Annotated in this window: 20 protein-coding genes and 1 pseudogene; 4 read left to right on the forward strand and 17 right to left on the reverse strand. The window is 68.4% G+C overall.

Going from position 1 to position 21620, the window contains the following annotated elements:
* Window positions 1-114 precede the first annotated feature (114 nt).
* Window positions 115-561: pseudogene (locus AC5Y7E_RS05085) on the reverse strand (DUF7956 family protein); the annotation flags it as partial.
* Between the two features lie 154 nt (window positions 562-715).
* Between AC5Y7E_RS05085 and AC5Y7E_RS05090 the strand changes: the two are divergent.
* From AC5Y7E_RS05090 to mmsB, 3 genes are read left to right on the forward strand one after another with little or no spacing between them, the layout of a single operon-like run.
* Window positions 716-2236 (forward strand): CoA-acylating methylmalonate-semialdehyde dehydrogenase, encoded by a 1521-nt coding sequence (locus AC5Y7E_RS05090; RefSeq protein WP_499947785.1) that lies wholly within the window; start codon window positions 716-718, stop codon window positions 2234-2236.
* Between the two features lie 9 nt (window positions 2237-2245).
* Window positions 2246-3412: an acyl-CoA dehydrogenase family protein gene (locus tag AC5Y7E_RS05095; protein WP_499947786.1), complete on the forward strand. Its 1167-nt coding sequence runs from the start codon at window positions 2246-2248 to the stop codon at window positions 3410-3412.
* A gap of 14 nt (window positions 3413-3426) precedes the next feature.
* Window positions 3427-4311, forward strand: a complete 885-nt coding sequence (gene mmsB, locus AC5Y7E_RS05100) for a 3-hydroxyisobutyrate dehydrogenase (protein WP_499947788.1) — start codon at window positions 3427-3429, stop codon at window positions 4309-4311.
* On the opposite strand, the gene AC5Y7E_RS05105 is transcribed toward mmsB, so the two are convergent.
* The 14 genes from AC5Y7E_RS05105 to secY all read right to left on the reverse strand — a co-directional run bounded on the left by AC5Y7E_RS05105 (window position 4286) and on the right by secY (window position 18395).
* Window positions 4286-5404: a methyltransferase gene (locus AC5Y7E_RS05105; protein ID WP_499947789.1), complete on the reverse strand. Its 1119-nt coding sequence runs from the start codon at window positions 5402-5404 to the stop codon at window positions 4286-4288. The two genes, mmsB and AC5Y7E_RS05105, sit on opposite strands and share 26 nt — an antisense overlap.
* Window positions 5404-6618, reverse strand: a complete 1215-nt coding sequence (locus AC5Y7E_RS05110; RefSeq protein ID WP_499947790.1) for an FAD-dependent oxidoreductase — start codon at window positions 6616-6618, stop codon at window positions 5404-5406. The genes AC5Y7E_RS05105 and AC5Y7E_RS05110 overlap by 1 nt, the downstream gene beginning before the upstream one ends.
* Window positions 6619-6693: 75 nt before the next feature.
* Entirely contained in the window at window positions 6694-7200 is a 507-nt protein-coding gene (locus AC5Y7E_RS05115; protein WP_499947792.1) for a MarR family winged helix-turn-helix transcriptional regulator, read from the reverse strand.
* 33 nt (window positions 7201-7233) lie between these two features.
* Entirely contained in the window at window positions 7234-8271 is a 1038-nt protein-coding gene (locus tag AC5Y7E_RS05120; protein ID WP_499947793.1) for a pyridoxal phosphate-dependent aminotransferase, read from the reverse strand.
* On the reverse strand, window positions 8271-9290 hold the full coding sequence (locus AC5Y7E_RS05125; protein ID WP_499947794.1) for a 3-oxoacyl-ACP synthase III family protein: 1020 nt from the start codon (window positions 9288-9290) through the stop codon (window positions 8271-8273). The genes AC5Y7E_RS05120 and AC5Y7E_RS05125 overlap by 1 nt, the downstream gene beginning before the upstream one ends.
* Window positions 9291-9300: 10 nt before the next feature.
* Window positions 9301-9966, reverse strand: coding sequence for an SRPBCC family protein (locus AC5Y7E_RS05130; RefSeq protein ID WP_499920669.1), 666 nt, complete (start codon window positions 9964-9966; stop codon window positions 9301-9303).
* Window positions 9947-11689 carry a thiamine pyrophosphate-binding protein gene (locus tag AC5Y7E_RS05135; RefSeq protein WP_499947796.1) on the reverse strand — a complete coding sequence of 581 codons (1743 nt, stop codon included), beginning with the start codon at window positions 11687-11689 and terminating at the stop codon, window positions 9947-9949. The genes AC5Y7E_RS05130 and AC5Y7E_RS05135 overlap by 20 nt, the downstream gene beginning before the upstream one ends.
* Window positions 11690-11781: 92 nt before the next feature.
* On the reverse strand, window positions 11782-13122 hold the full coding sequence (locus AC5Y7E_RS05140; protein ID WP_499947798.1) for an FAD-binding oxidoreductase: 1341 nt from the start codon (window positions 13120-13122) through the stop codon (window positions 11782-11784).
* Window positions 13123-13131: 9 nt separating this feature from the next.
* Window positions 13132-14322 (reverse strand): flavin-containing monooxygenase, encoded by a 1191-nt coding sequence (locus AC5Y7E_RS05145; RefSeq protein ID WP_499947802.1) that lies wholly within the window; start codon window positions 14320-14322, stop codon window positions 13132-13134.
* A gap of 45 nt (window positions 14323-14367) precedes the next feature.
* Window positions 14368-15078: an anti-sigma factor family protein gene (locus AC5Y7E_RS05150; RefSeq protein ID WP_499948309.1), complete on the reverse strand. Its 711-nt coding sequence runs from the start codon at window positions 15076-15078 to the stop codon at window positions 14368-14370.
* A 39-nt stretch (window positions 15079-15117) separates the two neighbouring features.
* On the reverse strand, window positions 15118-15663 hold the full coding sequence (locus AC5Y7E_RS05155; RefSeq protein WP_499947804.1) for a sigma-70 family RNA polymerase sigma factor: 546 nt from the start codon (window positions 15661-15663) through the stop codon (window positions 15118-15120).
* Between the two features lie 61 nt (window positions 15664-15724).
* Window positions 15725-16525 (reverse strand): type I methionyl aminopeptidase, encoded by an 801-nt coding sequence (gene map / locus AC5Y7E_RS05160; RefSeq protein ID WP_499947805.1) that lies wholly within the window; start codon window positions 16523-16525, stop codon window positions 15725-15727.
* 2 nt (window positions 16526-16527) lie between these two features.
* Window positions 16528-17073 (reverse strand): adenylate kinase, encoded by a 546-nt coding sequence (locus tag AC5Y7E_RS05165; protein WP_067129257.1) that lies wholly within the window; start codon window positions 17071-17073, stop codon window positions 16528-16530.
* Window positions 17070-18395, reverse strand: coding sequence for a preprotein translocase subunit SecY (secY, locus tag AC5Y7E_RS05170; protein ID WP_499920784.1), 1326 nt, complete (start codon window positions 18393-18395; stop codon window positions 17070-17072). The genes AC5Y7E_RS05165 and secY overlap by 4 nt, the downstream gene beginning before the upstream one ends.
* Window positions 18396-18625: 230 nt before the next feature.
* Between secY and AC5Y7E_RS05175 the strand changes: the two genes are divergently transcribed.
* Window positions 18626-19540: a class I SAM-dependent methyltransferase gene (locus AC5Y7E_RS05175; RefSeq protein ID WP_499947810.1), complete on the forward strand. Its 915-nt coding sequence runs from the start codon at window positions 18626-18628 to the stop codon at window positions 19538-19540.
* A 4-nt stretch (window positions 19541-19544) separates the two neighbouring features.
* Here the strand turns inward: AC5Y7E_RS05175 and AC5Y7E_RS05180 are convergent, their stop codons facing one another.
* Together AC5Y7E_RS05180 and AC5Y7E_RS05185 are read right to left on the reverse strand one after the other, a co-directional pair.
* Window positions 19545-20210 (reverse strand): GNAT family N-acetyltransferase, encoded by a 666-nt coding sequence (locus tag AC5Y7E_RS05180; protein ID WP_499947813.1) that lies wholly within the window; start codon window positions 20208-20210, stop codon window positions 19545-19547.
* A 9-nt stretch (window positions 20211-20219) separates the two neighbouring features.
* Window positions 20220-21590 carry a xylulokinase gene (locus tag AC5Y7E_RS05185; protein WP_499947818.1) on the reverse strand — a complete coding sequence of 457 codons (1371 nt, stop codon included), beginning with the start codon at window positions 21588-21590 and terminating at the stop codon, window positions 20220-20222.
* Between the last annotated feature and the right edge of the window lie 30 nt (window positions 21591-21620).

Below are 21620 nucleotides of genomic sequence, written 5' to 3' on the forward strand. Positions count from 1 at the left end.
CACCCGATGAATAGCGGCTCGGGTTACACGGCTCAGGGCGCGTAGTGGGCCTCGATGGTGCGCATACAGGTGTCAGGCTAGCCTGGCTTGCGGCCTTCAAGAGTCGTCCACGCGCCACCCGACTGACCGGTTGCGCCATCCTTCGGGAAACTCCGGCAACGTGAAGTCGTTCTCGTACGGTGAGCAGCCCACCGTGCGGCCGATGTCGAGCGCCGGATCGGTCAATTCGCTCAACTCGATGCCGGTCCCCATCGGCATGATGTGAACGACACAGTTGCCGACCACCGCGCGGACGTGTCCGAGGTAGGACAGGACGAACGCGTATTCGCCGGGTTGGGGCCCCGCAATCTCGTAGGCGTCCGGATTGGGAGTGTGCAAATCCGATTCGGGCGAACATTCCTGCCGCACCATCTCGCGGAATTCGTTCGCCCGCTGCTCGCCGTCAGCGGCCCGATAGATGGACACCGTGAGGTTGCGCGTGTGGCCCGTTTCTCGGTTCGCCCAACTGCAGAGAAGCGAGTTTTCCCAGAACTTTTCGACGGTTTCCGAGGTGGGCCTCATGTTGATAGGCGGCACGCAGCGTGGGGCCGACTGCTCGATCTGCCGCGCCGGGCACCCGCGCAGCCTCGGTCAGCTCCACCTTGCCAACGTCCGATCCGGGTTACTAGGATATGCAAGTATCCGCTTAAGCGCGTCAACCACACTCGAGGGCCCCATGACCACACAGATTCCGCACTTCATCGATGGGCAGCGCACCGCCGGACGGTCCGGCCGCAGCGCTGACGTCTTCGATCCCAGCACCGGCCAGGTCCAGGCGACGGTGCCGATGGCCGGCCAGGCCGACATCGACGCCGCGGTGGCGTCGGCCGTCGAGGCCCAAAAGGGTTGGGCCGCAACAAATCCGCAGCGCCGCGCGCGGGTGATGATGCGCTTCATCGAGCTGGTCAACAAACATATCGACGAGCTGGCCGAGTTGCTGTCGCGCGAGCACGGCAAGACCCTGGCCGACGCCAAGGGCGACATCCAGCGCGGCATCGAGGTCATCGAGTTCTGCATCGGCATCCCCCACCTGCTCAAGGGCGAGTACAGCGAAGGCGCCGGCCCGGGCATCGACGTCTACTCGCTGCGCCAGCCGCTGGGCGTGGTCGCCGGCATCACGCCGTTCAACTTTCCGGCGATGATCCCGTTGTGGAAGGCCGGCCCGGCGCTGGCCTGCGGCAACGCATTCGTGCTCAAGCCCAGCGAGCGTGACCCGTCGGTCCCGGTGCGGCTGGCCGAACTGTTCGGCGAGGCGGGCCTGCCGCCCGGCGTGTTCCAGGTCGTGCACGGCGACAAGGAGGCCGTCGACGCCATCCTGAACCACCCCGACATCCAGGCGGTCGGGTTCGTCGGCAGCTCCGACATCGCGCAGTACATCTACGCGGGGGCCGCGGCCACCGGCAAGCGCTCGCAGTGCTTCGGGGGCGCCAAGAACCACATGATCGTGATGCCTGACGCCGATCTGGACCAGGCCGTCGACGCCCTGATCGGCGCCGGGTACGGCAGCGCCGGCGAGCGCTGCATGGCGATCAGCGTCGCGGTCCCGGTCGGTGACAAGACCGCCGACCGGTTGCGCGCCCGGCTCATCGAGCGGATCAACAATCTGCGCGTCGGCCACAGCCTGGACCCCAAGGCCGACTACGGCCCGCTGGTGACCGAGGCCGCCGTGGCACGGGTGCGCGACTACATCGCCCAGGGCGTCGACGCGGGTGCCGAACTGGTCATCGACGGCCGCGAACGCGCCAGCGACGACCTGACTTTCGGCGACGCCAACCTCGAAGGCGGCTTCTTCATCGGCCCCACACTGTTCGACCACGTCACCCCGGAGATGTCGATCTACACCGACGAGATCTTCGGTCCCGTGCTGTGCATCGTAAGGGCGCACGACTACGAAGAAGCGCTGGCGCTTCCTTCTCAGCACGAATACGGCAACGGCGTGGCGGTTTTCACCCGCGACGGCGACGCGGCCCGTGACTTCGTCTCCCGCGTGCAGGTCGGCATGGTCGGTGTCAACGTGCCCATCCCGGTGCCGGTGGCCTACCACACCTTCGGCGGCTGGAAGCGTTCCGGCTTCGGTGACCTCAACCAGCACGGCCCGTCGTCGATCATCTTCTACACCAAAACCAAGACGGTGACGTCGCGGTGGCCGTCCGGCATCAAGGACGGCGCCGAATTCGTCATTCCCACAATGGATTGAGACTGCTCTATGGCTTCTTTTACCCTCGACGACGACGAACGGGTGATCACCGAGACGGCCGCCGCGTTCGCCGCCAAGCGCCTCGCCCCGCACGCCCTGGAATGGGATGCGGCCAAACACTTCCCGGTCGACGTGCTGCGCGAATCGGCAGAGCTCGGCATGGCGGCGATCTACTGCCGCGAGGACGTCGGCGGCAGCGGCCTGCGCCGGCTCGACGGGGTGCGCATCTTCGAGCAGTTGGCCATCGCCGACCCGGTCACCGCCGCGTTCCTGTCGATCCACAACATGTGCGCGTGGATGATCGATAGCTTCGGCACCGCCGAGCAGCGCAAGGACTGGGTCCCGCGGCTGGCGTCGATGGACGTCATCGCCAGCTACTGCCTCACCGAGCCCGGCGCCGGGTCCGACGCGAGCGCGCTGAGTACCCGCGCGGTCAGACAGGGCGGCGACTACGTGCTCGACGGCGTCAAGCAGTTCATCTCCGGCGCGGGCGCCTCGGACGTCTACGTGGTGATGGCCAGGACCGGCAGTGAGGGGCCGCGGGGCATATCGGCGTTCGTGATCGAAAAGTGCGCTGCCGGGCTGAGTTTCGGCTCGCTCGAGGAGAAGATGGGTTGGCATGCCCAGCCCACCGCGCAGGTGATCCTGGAGGGCGTCCGGGTGCCGGCCGAGGCGATGCTGGGCGGCGCCGACGGCGAGGGCGCCGGATTCGGCATCGCGATGAAGGGCCTCAACGGCGGTCGGCTCAACATCGCGGCGTGCTCGCTCGGCGGCGCCCAGGCCGCCGCCGACAAGGCCGGCGCCTACGTGCGCGACCGGCAAGCGTTCGGGTCGTCCCTGCTCGACGAGCCGACCATCCGGTTCACCCTGGCCGATATGGCCACCGGCCTCGAGACGTCGCGAATGATGTTGTGGCGGGCGGCCAATGCGCTGGACGCCGACGATCCCGACAAGGTCGAGTTGTGCGCGATGGCCAAGCGCTACGTCACCGACACCTGCTTCGAGGTCGCCGACAAAGCCCTGCAGCTGCACGGCGGCTACGGCTACCTGCGCGAGTACGGTCTGGAAAAGATCGTCCGCGACCTGCGCGTGCACCGAATCCTGGAAGGCACCAACGAAATCATGCGGGTGGTCATCGGCCGGGCCGAGGCCGCACGGGTCCGCGCAAACGCGTAGAAGGGTCTTCGGAGATGACCGAGCACCTGACGGTGGCCTTCCTGGGCCTGGGCCATATGGGTGGGCCAATGGCGGCGAATCTCGTTGCGGCCAAGCACGCGGTGCGCGGATTCGATCCGGTGCCGGCGGCGCTGTCCGCGGCGACCGAGGCCGGGGTCACCGGATTCGGCAGCGCCACCGACGCGGTGGCCGGCTCCGACGTGGTCATCACCATGTTGCCCAACGGGGAACTGGTCAAACGCTGCTACGCGGAAGTCCTGCCCGCGGCGCGGCCCGGCGCGTTGTTCATCGACAGCTCCACGATCTCGGTCAACGACGCCCGCGAGGTGCATGCGCTGGCCGAATCGAACGGCGTGACGCAGCTGGACGCACCTGTGTCCGGCGGGGTGAAGGGTGCCGTCGCCGGGACACTGGCGTTCATGGTGGGCGGCGACGAGGACGCCCTGCGACGGGCGCGGCCGGTGCTGGAACCCATGGCGGGCAAGATCATTCACTGCGGGGCGGCCGGGGCGGGGCAGGCCGCCAAGGTGTGCAACAACATGGTGCTGGCGGTGCAGCAGATCGCGATCGGCGAGGCGTTCGTTCTGGCCGAGAAGCTCGGGCTGTCCGCCCAGTCCCTGTTCGATGTGATCACCGGGGCGACCGGCAACTGCTGGGCCGTGCACACCAATTGCCCTGTGCCCGGCCCGGTCCCGACGTCACCGGCCAACAACGACTTCAAGCCGGGCTTTGCGACGGCGCTGATGAACAAGGATCTGGGGCTGGCGATGGATGCGGTGTCCTCCAGCGGATCGGCGGCGCCGCTGGGCGCCCACGCCGCCGAGATCTACGCGAAATTCGCTGCGGATCACGCGGATAAGGACTTCAGCGCGGTCATCGAGATGCTGCGCGGCAGCTGAACTCACGCGGACTGGCTTCCACCACGCTGAGCGGCGAAGCGGTTCGTCGGATCCTGGTCATCTCGAACCCCGCTTCGCCCAGCAGATATCGATACTCGGCGGCCGTACGCTCCCGAGCGCCCAGATTCAACAGCATCTCCAGGTCCACCCAGTTTCCCGGGAAGTCGCGGTCGTGCTCCGGAATGACCATCTCGACCAGCAGCACCCTGGCCCGCGGGCCCGCCGCGGCGCGAACGTTACGCAGGATCCGGACCGCCATATCGTCGCGCCAGTCGTGGATGATGTTCTTGAGGATGTAGGCGTCACCCCCACCCGGAACGGTGTCGAAGAACGATCCCTCCGCGATGCGCACCCGGTCGGCCACACAGTGCTTTTCGAGCAATGGCCGCGCGCTCGCGACGACCGAGGGCAAGTCGTACAGCACACCGCGCGAACCGGGCGCCGCCGCGAGGACGGCGGCCAGCAGCGGGCCGTGACCGCCGCCGACGTCGACGATCGTGGGGTAGGCGCTGAAGTCGTATCCGGCCACCACCGACGCGGTGGTCAGCTCCGAAATGTTCGTCATCGTCTCGTTGAAGAGCTCCGCGAGCTCGGGCTCATCGGCGAAGTAGGCGAAGCTGTCCTTGCCGTGCAGCGCCGGGACGACGGACAGACCGGTGCGGACCGAATCGACGAGCAGGGTCCATCGTTCGCGCTGCTCCCGCGATCCATAGAATCGCGCCGCCGATGTTGTCGACACCGGCGCATCCGAACGCAGCGTCGCCGCAAGGGGATTCAGCTCGTAGCGGCCGTCGCGGCGGCGGCGGAAAACCCCGCGGCCGATCAGCGCGCGCAGCAACCGTCGTAGCGCGTCGGCGTCCGCGCCAGCCCGGTCCGCCAGTTCCGCGATCGGCAGCGGGCCGTGGGCCAGCGCGTCGGCGATGCCCAACTGGGCCGCCACCGTGATCGCCTGCGAAGTCCAAGTGGCGGTGATCATTTCCATCATCGCCGCCGGCGGGGGGACCAGCCGCTGATGTAGCCGATACAGGCGATGACGGATCCACTCGACAACGCGGGCAAGCCGCGGCGGCGGCGGCTTGGCGCTCGTCGGCATCACCTCACCTCCGATCGGACGCGCGCCGGTGCGCCCGCCGCGAGCTCCCGACTGATCTGGGCGGACATCCGGCTGTGACTCACCTTGTGCAGGAACGCCGCCAGCGCCCAGGTCATGAACCGGTCCGAGATCATCGCCGCCGGCCTCAGCATGGACTCGCTGCGGGACACCTGCTGCGTGGTCACCCAGGACACGGCCCTGACCTGGCGCCGCCGGGTCTTTTCGTACCGGCGCAGCGCGCTCGCGAGATCACGTCTGCTGCCGGGAGGAACTGTCCGGACGAGATGAGAAAGCGCCTGGCACAACACCATCGTGTCGAGCAGCGCCTGGTTGGTCCCCTGCGCAAGGGTGGGCGGCATCGTGTGTGCGGCATCGCCGAGCAGCGTGACGGCGCCACGGCCCGCGCGGGGAATCGGATGGCGGAAATGCGGGAATGGCGAAGGGGCAAGGTCCTCATCGCTCAGCGTCACCAGCACGCGGTCGACAAGACCGGACCACCCGGTGAAGTGGGAACGCAGCGTGTCGAGCGGGCGCGGCGGCCTGACGAAATCCGACGACCACGGCAAGTCGAACCACCACTGCAGATCCGAGCCTCCCGCCGGCCACAGGCCGAGGTTGCCATGCTCGCCGATGATCATGAGCGCGACGTTCCGATCGACGTCGCCCGGAAGCGTCACAAGTCCCTGCCAGCTGCACCAGCCCGTGGGCCGCGCGGCCGGGCCGCCGACATAGTCACGGACCCTCGAGTGCAGGCCGTCCGCGCCGATCAGCAGGTCCCCTTCGACCGAAGTGCCGTCGTCGAATTCGGCTCGCACCCCAGTGGGGGTGTTGGCGAAATGGGTGGCGCGGCGGTTGAACCGAATGCGCTGCGCGGGAAACCCTTCCAGCAGGCGTTCGAGCAGGAGCCGACGCGGGACCATCCGGACCGGTGCGCCCAATCGTGCCGTGACGGCCGTCAGGTCCACCGTGGTGATCCGGCGGCCGGTGGGTGTCGTGACGCGCACACTGGAAAGTAGCTGCCCGGCGCCGTCCATATCGACGCCGAGCTGGTCCAAAACCCTTGCGCCATTGGGCCAAATGGTTACGGCGCCCCCGCCCGGCTGCGAATCCGGGCGCCGCTCGAAGACGGTGACGTCATGCCCGTCGCGCATGAGTCCCCGGGCAACGGAGATGCCGCCGACACCGGCGCCGACGACGAGGACGCGAAGCGGCATCGGCGTCAGTTCCGCGTAGAGCCAAGGTTCATCGCAGACCTCCTACCGCTACCACGTAGGACGTCGGCGAGAGGTTCAAAAGTCGCCGGCGTGGCGCCGCAGTGTCTCAATGGACGACACGAGCGCTTCGGACTCATCGGCGTCGATTCCGATGTCGGCGAACACCTGCTCGTTGAGCGTGATGGTGGCGTCCTCGACGGTCGAGCGCCCGAGATCGGTGATCTGCACCAGTGTGGTGCGCCCGTCGGTGGGGTGGGGCACCCGCTGCACCAGCCCGTTGGCCTCGAGCCGGCGGATCGCATGCGTGACGCTGGTGACGTGGACCTGCAGGCGGTCGGACGCCTTGGTGATAGGCAGCGCGCCGCTGCGGCTGAAGGCCAACAGCCGCAACAATTCGAAGCGCGAAAAGCTCAAGTCGTAGGGGCGCAGCGCGTTCTCGACGCGGGCGAGCAGGATCTGGTGCGCCCGCATCACGGACGTCACCGCAACCATGCCCGGCGCCACGTCACCCCAGCCGGCCCGCGTCCAGTTCGCCCTCGCCAGTGCGATCGGGTCGGGTTTGTCGGATGCAGAAGGGGCCACGCCCTTTCTTACCGCACTTGGCCGCGATTTACCTCAGGCTCGTGGCTTTGCCACCGCGGCCAGCACCGCTCGGGTGGATGCGCGGCTCCCGACGGTGATCCGCGCACCTCCGTCGGGATAGTGCCGGACCTTCAGCCCGGCCTCACCGAACACCTGTTGCCAGTGCCGCCCGACGGGCGGCAGGTAGACGAAGTTGGCGTGACCGTCGGTGGTGCGCACCCCCAACGCGGCGAGGCGCCGGGACAGGTAGTGCCGCTCACCGGCGATTCGCAGAATCCGTTGCCGCAACTGGTCGTCGGCCGCATAGGATGCGGCCACCGCGACCAGGCTGGTGATCCCCATGCCGAACGGCAGCTGCATCTTCCACAGGATCGCGGCGAGCTGCGGTGCGGCGAACCCGTAGCCGATACGCAGTCCGGCCAGGCCGTAGGCCTTCGAGAACGTCCGCAGCACCACGACATTCGGGAAGCGGCGCACCAGATCCGGCCCGCCGACGCGGTGCTGGGGGGCGACGAACTCGATGTAGGCCTCGTCGAGCAGCACGACGGTGTCGTCCGGCACGCGGCGCAGGAATCGTTCGACCTCCGCGACGGGCTCCATGGTTCCGGTCGGATTGTGCGGCCGGCACAGCACGACGACTTTCGCGTCCGCCGCCGCCTCGGCCATGGCCCGCAAATCGTGGTGACCGGATTCGTGGAGCGCAACGGTGACCGGCGTCAGGTGGGCCATCTGTGCGAAGATCGGATACCCGTCGAATGTCGGTTCGCTCAACACGACTCGGTCGCCGGGCCGCGTCACCGCGTACAGGACCTGCATCGCCACCCCGCTCGCCCCGGCTCCGAGGACGACCTGCTCGTCGCCGACCCCGACGTGCCGGGCGACCAGGGTCCGCATCCGTTCGGGCCGGAATTCGGGGTAGCGGTTGGCGGCGTCGATCGAGCGGATCAACGCCGACCGCACGGCCGGCAGCGGCGGGAACGGGTTCTCGTTGAGGGACAGCGCCAGCGGATCGATCGCGTCCGGCAGTGCGCCGCCCACCTCGACGGGGTCCGCTTCCAGCACGGCCGACATCAGTCTCGCCCGCCCCACCGGACGGCGGCCGCGCCCGCGAAGTCACCGGCGTGCGCGAAGGCGGCCATCAGCACCATGTCGCCGGCCTCGAGCTGGCCGTCGGATATCGCGCGGTCGAGGTTGATGGGGATGCCGGCGCCGAACAGGTTGCCGCACTCGTCGAAGGTGTCGCGATGGCGTTCGGCCGGCACGTCGAGCGCCTCGCGCCAGTTGCGCAAGAACACCCGATTGGGCTGATTGGTCACCAGCAGGTCGATCTCTTTGGACGGCAAGCCGATCCGGTCGCACACCGCGAGCGCGACTTCGGGGACCTGCCTGTTGCCGCGCGCCAAGACCTTGGTGATCTTGCTTTCGGTGAAACCGATGCAGCCTTCACCCGGTCCGGGTTGCCACCATTTGCGGGGCGGGTCGACGGCGATCGTCATGTCGCCGGCGTATTCGCCGTAGGTGCGGCACTCGACGTCGAGAATCGGTGAATCGTCCGACAGCGTGACGAGTCCCACGGCGGCGCCGTCGCCGGGCACCGACGACTGCGCCTTCGCCCGCACGCCGGGTTGGTCGAAGATCTGCCCGGCGGCGTTCTGCGCGACAGCGATCAGTGCGGTGCGCCCTTCGCCGGACGTCAGGAGACGTCGGGCTACCTTGAGCGCCAGCACGAACGCCGCGCACCCGCCGTTGTGCAGATCCAATACCCAGTCGGGTCGCATGCCCAGGCGGTGCGCGATGCTGCCGCCCCCGCCGTAGAACGGCATGTCGGGCATTTGAGTGTGGGTGATCAGCACGTCCACGTTGGCGATGACGTCGTGGCCGTTGCGTTCGATGACACCGGCGGCGGCCCGCTCCACCATGTCGACCGCGGTTTCGTCGGCCGCGACGTGATGGCGGAATTTAGGGGCGCGGAACATCAGGTTGTCGGCCAGCTCATCGGAGCCGGCGAACTGCGCGTAATAGCTTGCGCCGATGGGTTTTCCGGGCAGGTAGGTGGAGACGTCGGTCAGGCTCGCGGTCGGTTGCTTCATTGTGCGGTGCTCACCTCATCCAAACCGGCGTGATCGGCAGGCCGTTGCGGTGGCGGTACTCGGCGATGGTCTTGAGGTTGTGCAGTTCCACCCCGTGGCCGGCACCGAAGATGTCCCAGAAGTCACCCACCCAGCCCGTCCGATCCGGCGGCGCGGCGTCGGTGTACGGGTTGTTGTCGTAGAAGGGGTGGTGGCAGTTGGTCCACAGCACAACGGAACCGGGCTTGTTCAGCACCAGCTGCGCGTCGACGACCCGCATCAGGTAGATCATCCACAGGTGCTCGCCCTGGTCCCAGGCGCAGTGGTAGTCGACGGTGCCCGCCTCGGCGTTGGCCACCGTTCGGGTGAAAATCTTGGTATCCGGCAGCAACCGGTCGTGGGCCAGCCACAGCCCCGGCTCATTGGTGGGGGTGAAGTCGCGCAGCGTGTAGGTCCACTCCTCGAGGCTGCGCGTGTCGGCCAGGTATTCGAACAGCTCGTCGGGTGGACAGTCGACGTAGTCGCTGACCGTGCAGTACCGCCCGAAGACCTCGTCGTGCGGGTACACGGACCGCATCTGGGCCATGAACATCGGCGCGGTCTTCTCGAGCGGCGAGGTCTCGATGCGGACCAGCCCCTCGATCGGCTCGGTGGTGCCGGTGTGAACGTGAATGTCGTCAAGCGCGGGCAGGGACATCTGATCTTTCCCCTTCAGGTGTCGGTCGGCCAATGCATTTGGTCGCTTGCTGGTTCAAAAATGATGCGAAGGGCGGGATTTCGTCAGCCGAGCACTCAATGCTGATCACCGACGGGCCATCGGTGGTCAGCGTCCCGTCGAGCACGGCGGCCAGCGCGTCGACGTCGGCCACGTCTATCGCCGAGAGCCCCGGGAACATCGCTGCCAGCCCGGCACCCAGCCGGCTGGGGCCGAACCGGTTGTAGCTGTACAGGTCGTCGTAGAACAGCTGCTCGCGGGTCACGCACATGGCGTGGGCGTTGTTGTTGAACAGGACGAACGTCACCGGCAGCCGATACTGCACCGCCGTGTGAACTTCCATGCCGTGCATGAAGAATGCGCCGTCGCCGGCGATGACGACCGTGCGCCGGCTGAGCCGGCTGCCCACGGCACGGCCGAAGGCCATCCCGATGGCGGCACCGAAGCTGTAACCCATGCCCCCCATGCCGAGCGCGACGGCGAACCGCCCGCCACGGCGGACCGGCAGATGATGAATGGCCGCCGCGCCGGTGTTGCCCGCGTCGACGACGATGTCAACCCCGTCGGGCAGCATCCGGTCCAGCACCGTCAGCGCATCGCGGTAGCGGACGCCGGGACCGCGGTACGGCGGTGGGCGCAGTTCGGTGTCGGTCACGAAATCGGGCACCCGCAGGCCCCTCGGCCGGCCCCGCCCGGACAGTTCCATGGCCACCATGCGCAACGAGGTCCGCAGGTCGTCGGTGTACACGTGCGCGCATTCGACGTAGGGAGCCGCCGACCCGATCGAGACCGTCCGCGCCGCCGTCAGCGCGTCGTCGAGGCCCGCCCGGGCCGTCACCGACAGGCGGGTGCCCACCACCAGGCACACCGTGCTGTCACCGACCGCCTCGGCCACGCCGGGATGCCCCATGACACCGGTCACGCCCAGCGCCGACGACGAGCCCGAACCCGGCGTGCCCGCGACGTCTTTGGCGTCGGGCACGCATGCCACCCGTGCGCGCAGCAGCGCGCGCAGCGCCTCCAGCTCCGCTCGGGCGTCGTCGCGGGCCACCTGCTCGCCGGCGATGATGGTGACCGGCCCATCGGGGGCGCGTAGCGCGCGCAGTACCGGATCCAGATCACCGATCCGGGGCGCCACCGACGGACCGGCGGCATGCCCTTCGCGACCGATGACCGTGACCGGCTTCTGCTGAATGTCCTTGGGCAACAACAGGACAGCCGGGCCACCGCCGCGTGCGGCCGCGATGGCCTCGGGCAGGGCGGTGACGATGTCGGAGGGCGTCAGCACTCGTTGGCACCAGACCGATACCGCCGAGAACAGCGCCTCGGCATCCAGCGCGCCATTGCGGCCGCTGGTGTCCTGGAAGCTGCCCCGACCATCCATCGTTGTCGCCGGCTGGCCGACCAGTGCCAGCACCGGGACGCGACTGGCCAACGATTCCCCAAGGCCGGGAACAAGATTGAGAGCTCCCCCGCCGGAAGTCGCCGCCACGACGCCCAGGCCCGCGCCGCTGCGGCTGTACCCGTCGGCCATCGTGGCCGCGGAGAATTCATGCTTGGCCAGCACGGCGGTGATGTCCGCGCAGAAGTGTGCGGCGTCGTAGAGGTCTTCGATGTTGGCGCCGTCGACACCGAAGATGTAGTCGGCGTCGGTCCTCGCGAGATGCTCGACGATGTGGTCGACCACCCGGTGTTGCCTCGACATCTGCTCACCTAACTTATGACGATGCCAGTGACACGACCCGCGGGTGACTTCAGTTCACTCCGGCAGCGGATGCCCGCGGACTGCCAGCGCTTTTAGATATGTGTCAAATAGCTGTGGAACCGGCCATCCGGGTCGTAGGCGGCGCGCACCCGGTCCAGCCGTGCCATGTTCGGTTCGGTGACGAATCGCGCGGGGCGCCGGCACAGGTTCTCGTCCGCCAGCGCGATACCGGTCGCCAGGTGCGACATCGCGGCCATGTTGGACGCGGCCCAGTCGCGGTACCGTTCGTCGTCCGCCGGGTCCCGCCAGATGGTGTACAGCGCCAAATAGATGTCGTCTTCGAGGCCGTACACCATCTCGGTGCGGCGCGGCGACGTCTTCCAGCCCGTGAAGATGAAGTGTGACGGGTGCGGCGGCATCGTGTCGATGACCCGGCGGATGCCCGGCAGTAGTTCTTCGGCGGAAGCCGCGGTGAACATGCTGTCCGCAATGTAGCGGTGGCCCTTCGGGTAACTGGTCATCACCGCCGTGTACCAATTGGCCAGGGTCGTCGGCGCGTAGGGAAGGCCGACGATCGCCTTGTCGACGACCGGGCAACTACCTAGCGGCGCAAGGGCTTTGGCCGCCTCCTCTTCCGAATCGGCGAAGACGGGCGAGGCGATCGTGATGCCCGGCTGCTCGAGGCCGGCTCCCGGGAAGCTACGGGCGGTATGCATCTGCAGTTCGACCCGGTCGTCGAGCTCGGCGCTGATCGAGCGCGCCCACGTGAAGACCTCGTCGGCGAGTTCGATCGGGTACATGTACAGGCAGGTGCCCCACACCGCCGGACGCGGATAGACCCGTAGCTTGAACGAGGTCACGACGCCGAAGAAGCCGGGGCCCGAACCTCTTGCAGCCCAATACAAATCGGGGTGGTTCTCGGGATCGCAATAGATCCGCTCACCGTCCGCGGTGATCACCTCCAGCCCCAGCACGCTCTCGCACGCCGGCCCGAGGGCCCTGCTGTTCCAGCCGTAGCCGCCCTGCAGCAGATAGCCACCGAGGCAGATCCCCTCGCAATGGCCCGCGGGGAAGAACAGGTTTTGCGCGTCGAGTTCGGCCGCGAAGACGCTGGCGCTCTTTCCCGGGCCGACGTTCGCGGTCATCCGTTGCGGATCGACGCTGCAGTGGTCGAGGCGGCTGACGTCCAGGAGCAGGCCGCCGTCGCGAAGGTGGCTGGCGACCCAGCTGCGCCCTCCCGAACACACCCCGATGCGGTGCCCGTTCGCCCCCGCGTAACGCAGCGCCGAGACCACGTCGTCGGCGTCGCGCGCCTGCACGATGACATCCGGAAACCGTTCCGGCACAAGGCCGTTCCACACGGTGTCGAGACGGGCCGTTTCGTAGCCGGCTTCGCCGCGAAAGAAAGTGCATTCGGTGGTGAGCAGGGCCATTCGCGTTCCTTACACCGTCGCCAGTTGGTCGCTGTTCTGCGACCCTTTGAGGTAACCCGCGACCTTGGCGGCCAGCGGCGTGGCGGCCAGCCGGATCGCCCGCAGCGGGCCGTTCGGCGGAATCCCGTATCCGATCGCGAAGAGTCCCTCGCCGACGTGGCAGGCGAAGCCGCCGCGCGGGTTGCCGTGCTCGTCGAGGACGCCGAGGTGGCCGACCACACCGCGCAGGTTCGCCTCGAACCCGGTCGCGGTGATGATCACCTCGGGCGCCACCGACGTGCCGTCGGCGAGGATGACGGAGCCGGGTTCCAGCCTGGTGACCGCGCCGACGACTTCGACGCGGCGCGCTCGCACCGCGTCGACCAGCCCGTCGGCCAGCGTGGGAATGCGTCCGCGGGTCTCGACGGTCGCTTTGAGGCCCACCGCCGGTCGCCGAAAACCGTAGCGGGACAGGTCGCCCCACATCAGGCGGGTCGCGCGGGCGATCAGCGGATCGACCATGCGGGCGGGGACCCGTGCGGACAGCTCGAGGAAGATGTCCGACGGGAACCCGCCGATGGCCCGCCGCACCAGGTGCGGCGGGGTGCGCACCGCCAGCCAGATCCGGCGGGCGCCGTCGTCGGCCAACTGCACGGCGATGTCGGCGGCGGAGTTACCCGCCCCGACGACGAGCACGTCTCGGCCGCGATACGGCCACGCGTTGACGAAGTCCGCGGAGTGAACGATCTCGCCTTCGAAGCTTTTCAGCCCCGGCCAGCGAGGGGCGACCGGCGCGCCATAGTTTCCTGTTGCGAGAACGACTGTCCGGCTTTGGATTTCGCCCGTCGATGTGTCCAGCCGCCACACTCCCCCGCAGCGGTCGAGCGAGTGGACTTCGCACCCGAGCAAGAGCGGGATCTGCTGCCGCACGACGTAGCGATCGAAGTAGCGGACCATGTCCTCCTTGGTGGGCCAACGGCCGGCAGTCAACGGGATACGTTGTCCCGGTAGGTGAGACAAGAACCCCGTCGTGTTGAGGCGGAAGTCGTCATAACGCGTGCGCCAGGAGATCGCCGGGGCCGCCGCCCGGTCGAGCACGAGCGCTGTGACACCGTGCCGATGGTGGAGTTGCCGCGCGACGGCCAGGCCCGCGGGCCCGGCTCCGATGACAACGGCATCGACGCTGTCCCGAAGCCCGGCCGCGAGGTGGGTCCTTGGCATGCCGGTGTAACGACAGGCGAGGCCGTTGGGTTCACCGCGCGGTGTTCACAGCGAACGCTGCAACAGGACCTGTCCGGTGTCGGCGGCAACCACCTGCACGGCGGCGATCTGGTCGACCGGAGTCGAGATCGCACCCGCCGGGGTCGCCGTGTGGCCGGGCACGGCCACCCATGTCGCCAGCCGGCTCTGGCTGCCGTCGCGGCCCAACACGACCATCGCGAGCGTGTCATGGTGCGCGGTCAGCGGAGCCAGGCACACGCAGCGCAGGTTGATCGACGTCCCCCAGTGCTGGCCGCTGACGGCCACCGTCGACGTCAGCAGGCTGGTGCCCACCTGCGCCATCGGCTCCGCCGACGCGGTCGCCTGCTGCGACGGGGCCGACGACCACCCGTGCAGGCCGACGAACACCGCGATGGCCAGCACCGCGGCCGCGGCCGTCGACGCCACCCAGGTCACCACCCGGGCGCGGCGGCGCCGCCAACGAACCGTCGCCAGCAGGGACGGCAGCAATTCCTCAGACATCTGCCGGGCCGGACCGGACTGGTCGATGGCGGCCACCTCGTCACGGTCAAGCTGTGACAGCAGCGCCGGCACCCCGCTGAGATCGGCGACCGCGGACCGGCAGGCCGGGCAGTGCGTCAGGTGCGTCTCGAATTCGCGCCGTTGCGCGGCCGACAACGAGCCCAACACGTATGCGGCGTCCCACATCGCATAACGATCTTCGGGAGGGCCGATATCGCGCACCGGCGTCCTCATTTCATCCATCTCTCTCACCCCTCGCGCATTCGGAGCCCCTCATCGGGTGACCCCAAGTTCTTGCAGAGTGAGCCGCAACGCCCGCACGGCATAGTGTAGTCGCGACTTCACCGTCCCCTCTGCGATTCCTAGGTCTGCAGCAGTCTGTGTGGTGGTCCAACCGCGGTAGTAGGACCGTTCGATCACCGCGCGGTGCTCGGCGGACAATTGGGTGATCGCGTCCGCTATCAGCAACCGGTCCAGCGCCGCATTGACCTCGTCCGGCGTGGACTGTTCGGGCGCGCCCTCGACGTCTGTGGAGCCGACGACGTTGCGGAAACGCGCGCTGCGCCGGTCGTCGATGATCATGTTGCGGGCCACGGTGAACAACCACGCCCGCGCCGAGCGCTCGGTGTCGCCGATGACCTCGGGGTGTTGCCACGCCCGCAGCAGCGTTTCCTGAACCACATCCTCGGACTGGCTCGCGTCCCCCGTCAGCCGCAGCGCATACCGCCACAGCACCGCGGCGTGCTCGTCGTAAAGCGCCTTCATCAGAGCGGCTTCGGCGGGGCCGGTCACTCCGCGACTGCCAGAAACCCGAGCCACTCGATCACCTCCTGCCGGGGAAACGAGGCGAGTGGGCGTTTAGTTCAAGGCTAGTCGGCGACTAAGCCGAGGTCAGGATGCGTGGCCCGGCGTCGGTGACCGCCACGGTGTGCTCCCAGTGGGCCGCCCGCGACCCGTCGGTGGTGGTGACCGTCCACTGGTCGTCGAGCACCACGGTCTTGCCGGTTCCCAGCGTCAGCATCGGTTCGATGGCCAGCACCGATCCGGCGGCCAGCAGGGGGCCGCGTCCCGGCGAGCCCTCGTTGGGCAGAAACGGGTCCATGTGCATCTGGCGGCCGATGCCGTGGCCGCCGTAGCCCTCGACGATCCCGAACGACCGCGCATGGCGGGCCTCGGCGTCGCGGGTGCCCATCTCGATGGCGTGCGAGACGTCGGTCAACCGGTTACCGGGCACCATGGCCGCGATCCCGGCCTCCAGCGATTCCCTGGTCGCCTGCGACAAGGCTTCGTCGGCCGCATCCAGCGTCCCCACTCCGAAGGTGATCGCGGCGTCGCCGTGCCAGCCGTCGAGCACCGCCCCGCAATCGATCGACACCAGGTCACCGGGCACCAAAATCTCGGCGGCAGAGGGAATCCCGTGCACCACGCGCTCGTTCACCGACGCGCAGATCGACGCGGGGTACCCGTGATAGCCCAGGAACGACGGCACCGCGCCGGCGTCCCGGATCACGGATTCGGCGATCTGGTCCAGGCTCAGCGTCGACACCCCGGACGCCGCGGCCGCGTGGACCGCCCGCAAGGCCGCCGCCACCACCGCGCCGGCCGCGGCCATCGCGTCGAGTTCGCCGGCACTGCGCTGCGGCACCACCTTGCGACCCCGCAGCCGCGCCAGCGGGTTCATCCCTACTTGCCCAGCGCCTGCAGCGCGCGGGCGAACACTTCGTCCATGGTGCCGATGGCGTCGACCGTCTTGAGTTCGTCGCTGTAGTAATCCAGCAGCGGCGCGGTCTCGGCGCGGTAGATCTTCATCCGGTTCAGGATGACGTCGTCGGTGTCGTCGGCGCGCCCGCGGCCCTTCAGCCGTTGCAGCAACTCGTCTTCGGAGACCCGGAATTCCAGCACGGCGTCGATGTCGGTGCCCCGGCGTCCCAGCATGTCGTGCAGCGCCTTGGCCTGCTCGATCGAGCGTGGGTACCCGTCCAGGATGAAACCGTTGGCCGCGTCCGAATCGTTCAGCCGGTCGTCGACGAGCTGGTTGGTCAACTCGGAGGGCACCAGGTCGCCGGCGTCGAGGTAGCGCTTGGCCTCCAGGCCGAGCTTGGTGCCGTTCTCGATGTTGCTACGGAACAGCTCTCCGGTGGAGATTTGCGGGATTCCCAGCTTCTCCGCGAGCTTCTGGGCCTGCGTCCCCTTGCCCGCCCCCGGCGGTCCCAGCAAAACGACTCTCACTTGAGGAACCCTTCATAGTTGCGCTGCATGAGCTGGCTCTCGATCTGCTTGACCGTATCCAAGCCCACGCCAATCATGATCAACACCGCGGTACCGCCGAACGGCAGATTCTGCACCGCTCCGCTATTGCCGATCTGCAGGAACAAGTTGGGCAGCACCGAAATTGCGCCGAGGTAGATCGAGCCCGGCAGGGTGATCCGGCTCAGCACGAAACGCAGGTAATCGGCCGTCGGCTTGCCCGGCCGGATGCCGGGAATGAAGCCGCCGAACTTCTTCATCTCGTCGGCGCGCTCGTCGGGGTTGAAGGTGATCGAGACGTAGAAGTACGTGAAGAAGATGATCAGGCCGAAGTAGATGGCGATGTACACCGGGTCGCTCGGGTCGGACAGGTAGGTGCCGACGAACTTGTCCCACCAGCTGTTGCCCACGCCTCCGGCGCCGCTGCGGATCAGCTGGGTGATCAGGTGCGGGATGTAGATCAGCGAGGACGCGAAGATCACCGGGATAACACCGGCCTGGTTGACCTTGAGCGGCAGATACGTCGACGTTCCGCCGTACATGCGGCGCCCGACCATGCGCTTGGCGTACTGGACGGGGATCCGCCGCTGGCCCTGCTCGACGAACACCACGCCGACGATGATGACCAGCGCGGCGATCAGGACCGCGCCGAAGATCATCCCGCCGCGGCTGTCCAGGATCTGCTTGCCCTCGGCGGGGATGCGCGCCGCGATGCCCACGAAGATCAGCAGCGACATGCCGTTGCCGATGCCGCGCTCGGTGATCAGCTCACCCATCCACATCACCAGCGCCGCCCCGCTGGTCATCACCAGCACGATGACGACCAGCGTGAAGATGCTCTGGTCGGCGATGATGTCGAGCGAGCAGCCCTGCAGCAGCCCACCGTTGGCCGCCAGGGCCACGATGCTGGTGGCCTGCAGGATGGCCAGCGCGATGGCCAGATACCGGGTGTACTGCGTCATCTTGGCCTGGCCGGATTGGCCTTCCTTGCGCAGCTCCTCGAACCGCGGGATGACCACCGTGAGCAGCTGCACGATGATGCTGGCGGTGATGTAGGGCATCACCCCCACCGCGAACACGGTTAGTTTGAGCAGCGCACCACCGGAGAACAGGTTGATCAGCGAATAGATCTGTCCGGCCGCGCCGCCGCTGGCCTCTTTGATGCACTGCTGGACGTTGGGGAAGTTGACGCCAGGGGACGGTAGCGCGGCGCCGACCCGATACAAGACGACGATGCCAAGCGTGAAGAGGATCTTCCGTCTCAGGTCGACTGTCCGCAGCGATGAGATGAAAGCGGAAAGCAACTCTTCCTCCTGCGCAGCCGGGGTTTCCTGCATCACGCGCCCAACACCCGCAGGCCAGGACGTACGGCCGCCTTATCTAAAGCGCGTCAAACCGTGTACGAGACTAACAGCTGGTACGCCAAGGTCTGGTCAGGGCCTTTGCGTCGGCCTTTCGATACCCCGCAGCCGTACGCCGTGAGGCGTAGAGTTCGTCGTGACTCGTTGCATTTGCTAAATAACTTGGGAGCAGCATGACACGCACTGACCAGGACAGCTGGGACCTGGCCTCGAGCGTCGGTGCCACGGCCACGATGGTCGCCGCGGCCCGCGCACTGGCCAGCGAGGCCGGCAACCCGATCATCAACGACCCGTTCGCCGCGCCCCTGGTGCGCGCCGTCGGTCTGGATTTCTTCCGGCGCCTGGTCGACGGTGAGGTCGCCGGGTCCGAGGGCTACGAGGGTAGGGGCAAGGATCTGGGGCTGGAGACCGACTCCATCGCGGTGCGCACCCGCTTCTTCGACGACTTCTTCACGGGCGCCGCCCGCGACGGGGTCCGCCAGGCCGTGATCCTGGCGGCCGGCCTCGACGCCCGCGCCTACCGGCTGAGCTGGCCGCCCGGCTGCGTGGTCTACGAGGTCGACCAGCCGGCCGTCATCGAGTTCAAGAGCGCCACCATGTCCAGCCTGGCCGCCACGCCGACCGCCGAGCGGCGCACTGTCAGCGTCGACCTGCGCGACGACTGGCCGGCCGCGCTGCGCGCCAGCGGTTTTGACGCGACGCAACCGAGCTCGTGGAGCGCCGAGGGCCTGCTGATGTACCTGCCGCCCGAGGCCCAGGACCGGCTCTTCGACAACATCACCGAGCTCAGCGCCCCCGGCAGCGTGCTGGCCACCGAGTACCACCCCGCCGCCGCGGGCACGACGATGTCGCAGCGCGCCCGGGAATTCAACGACAGGTGGGCCAAGGTCGGCTGCGACATCGACCTGTCGGGCCTGTTCTTCGACGGCGAGCGCAGCAACGTCGTGGACTACCTGACCGGCAAGGGCTGGGAGGTGGCCGCCCGCCCGCGCCGCGAGCTGTTCGGCGACTACGGCCTGGAATTCCACGACGACGAGGCGACGGCGCAGTTCCGCAACATCGTCTCCGTCACCGCCACCCTGCGCTGAAAGCTCAGCGGGGGTTGGCCGCCGGCGCGCGCACGACCATGGGCACCGCGGGGAAACACCACGCCATCTCCGAGCGCGACTTGCGCAGCGCGGCGGTGCCGTAGCCCCGCTTGCGGTGATCGGGGTGGATCCAGATCCGGACGTCGACCTCGCCCCGGACCAGCTCGCCGAACACCATGCCGACCTTCTCGCCGGAGTCGATGGCCACGAACCACGCGGCCTCTTCGTCGGCGACGCGTGCCAGCGCGGCCTTGATCTCGTCGTCCACGTTGCCGGCGGGTCCACCGGAGCCGTCCCCGGCGAAGCCGATGTCCTCGGTGCGCACGGCGAAGATGTCGCGGTCGGCCGCGGCGGAGAAGGGCCGCAGCTCGAGTGTCTCGCCCAGGCTCGCCGGACGCTCGCCCAGGGTGAAGCTCAGCTGCTTGTTCAGGTCTTCGAGCTCGGCGAGGATCTTGCGGCGCGAGTCGACGGTGAGCTGATCGAACGACATGCCCATCACCGCTTCGGCGGCGACGTGGGAGGTGTCGAGCAGGCGGACGATCGCCTCCACCGCGGCCGCCTTGTTCTCCGATTCCACGACGACGTCGGCGATTTCGTGCCGTCGCTCAAGGGCTTTCAACAGTGCGTCCGCGATTTCGCGGCGGACGGCTTTGCGGTCCTGGTCGGTCATTGCACCAGCCTAGAACGCCGGTGGTGTCACCGCGCTACATCTGCGGCTCCCCAGCTCGCCGAAGCGCTGATAGCGATCCTTGACCGCGCTCGCCCAGGCGGGATCTGGCTCGACGATGCGATCGATGCGGGCCCATCGGGCGGCATCGGCGATGGTCGTCTCCAGCCCAACCGCCATCCGCGCCAGAAATGCCGCTCCCAGCGCCGCCCCTTCCGCCACCCCGGAGACCTCGACGGGCCGCCCGGTGGCGTCGGCGATCGCCTGCAGCCACGGCGCGACTCGCGTGCCGCCGCCGGTGGCCACGATGCGCGACACCGGGGCGCCGCCGAGTTCGATGAGGCTGCGGACCACGAAGCCGGACGCCTCGTAGGCGGCGCGCCGCAGCGCGGCGGCGTCGTGGGTGAGATCCAGGGCCTCGAGCACGCCCCGGCGGTCCCGATCGTGAAACGGCGTGCGCTCACCGCGCAGGTAGGGCGCCCACACCGGAACGCGCCCTGGTTCGACATCGGTCGGATCCGCCGCTGCCACAACGCGATCCACCCAGCCCAGGAACAGCCCGCCCGCGTTGCTGGCACCGCCGATCTGGCTCTTGCCGGGCGTGGTGTGCGGAATGGTCCACAGGCCGGGCATCTGCCGCGCCTGCGAGATGGTGGTCCACACGATCAGCGTGGTGCCGCACATCACCAGTACGTCGCCGTCGTGGTCGGCGCCGGCGACGATCTGCTCGCACAGCGCGTCGATGGCGCCGGTGGCCAACGCGGCGTCGGTGCCGCGCACCTGCCCGACGACGGCTCCCATGCTCTCCACTCGGGGCATCTGTTCGACGGCCGCGCCGCGCTCGGCGCAGGCCTCGGCATTCCAGCCCGTCCCGTCGAACAGGGGGAACGCGGTGGCGGCGGTGGCGATGTCGATCACCGGCTGGCCCGCCAGCGCGTGGTTGGCCACCGCCGGCGCGGGCCAGTAGCCGGCCGCGCCCGGTGCGTGGGCGGCCGTCCAGCGCAGGAACTCCGCGGCCTCGCCGAGCGCGGGCAGCGGCTGCGCTTGTTGTTCCGGGCCGCCGGGCGCGCGGCCCCGGCCGTCGCCGTAGAGGAGCCCCGGGGTGATGGGCGTGCCGCTGTCGTCGACGGCGGTCATCGACGGCACCATCGCGGAGACGGCCGCCGCCGCGATGCCGGGCTGGTGGATCAGCTCGCCCAGGGCCGCCGACGGCCCACGGCGCCACGCCGCCTCGGCGTCGTGCTCGAGCTGGTCGGGCGCCGGCACCCGCAGCTCATGCGGGATGCGCACGCGGCCCGTCACGTTGCCGTCGGCGTCGGCGGCTATCGCCTTGACCGCGGTGCTGCCGACGTCGATGCCGATTGTGACGTCTTTGCGTGACACGGGCGTCACCGTACGCCAGCATTGGCACTC

Source organism: Mycobacterium sp. NGS17 (assembly GCF_059813205.1).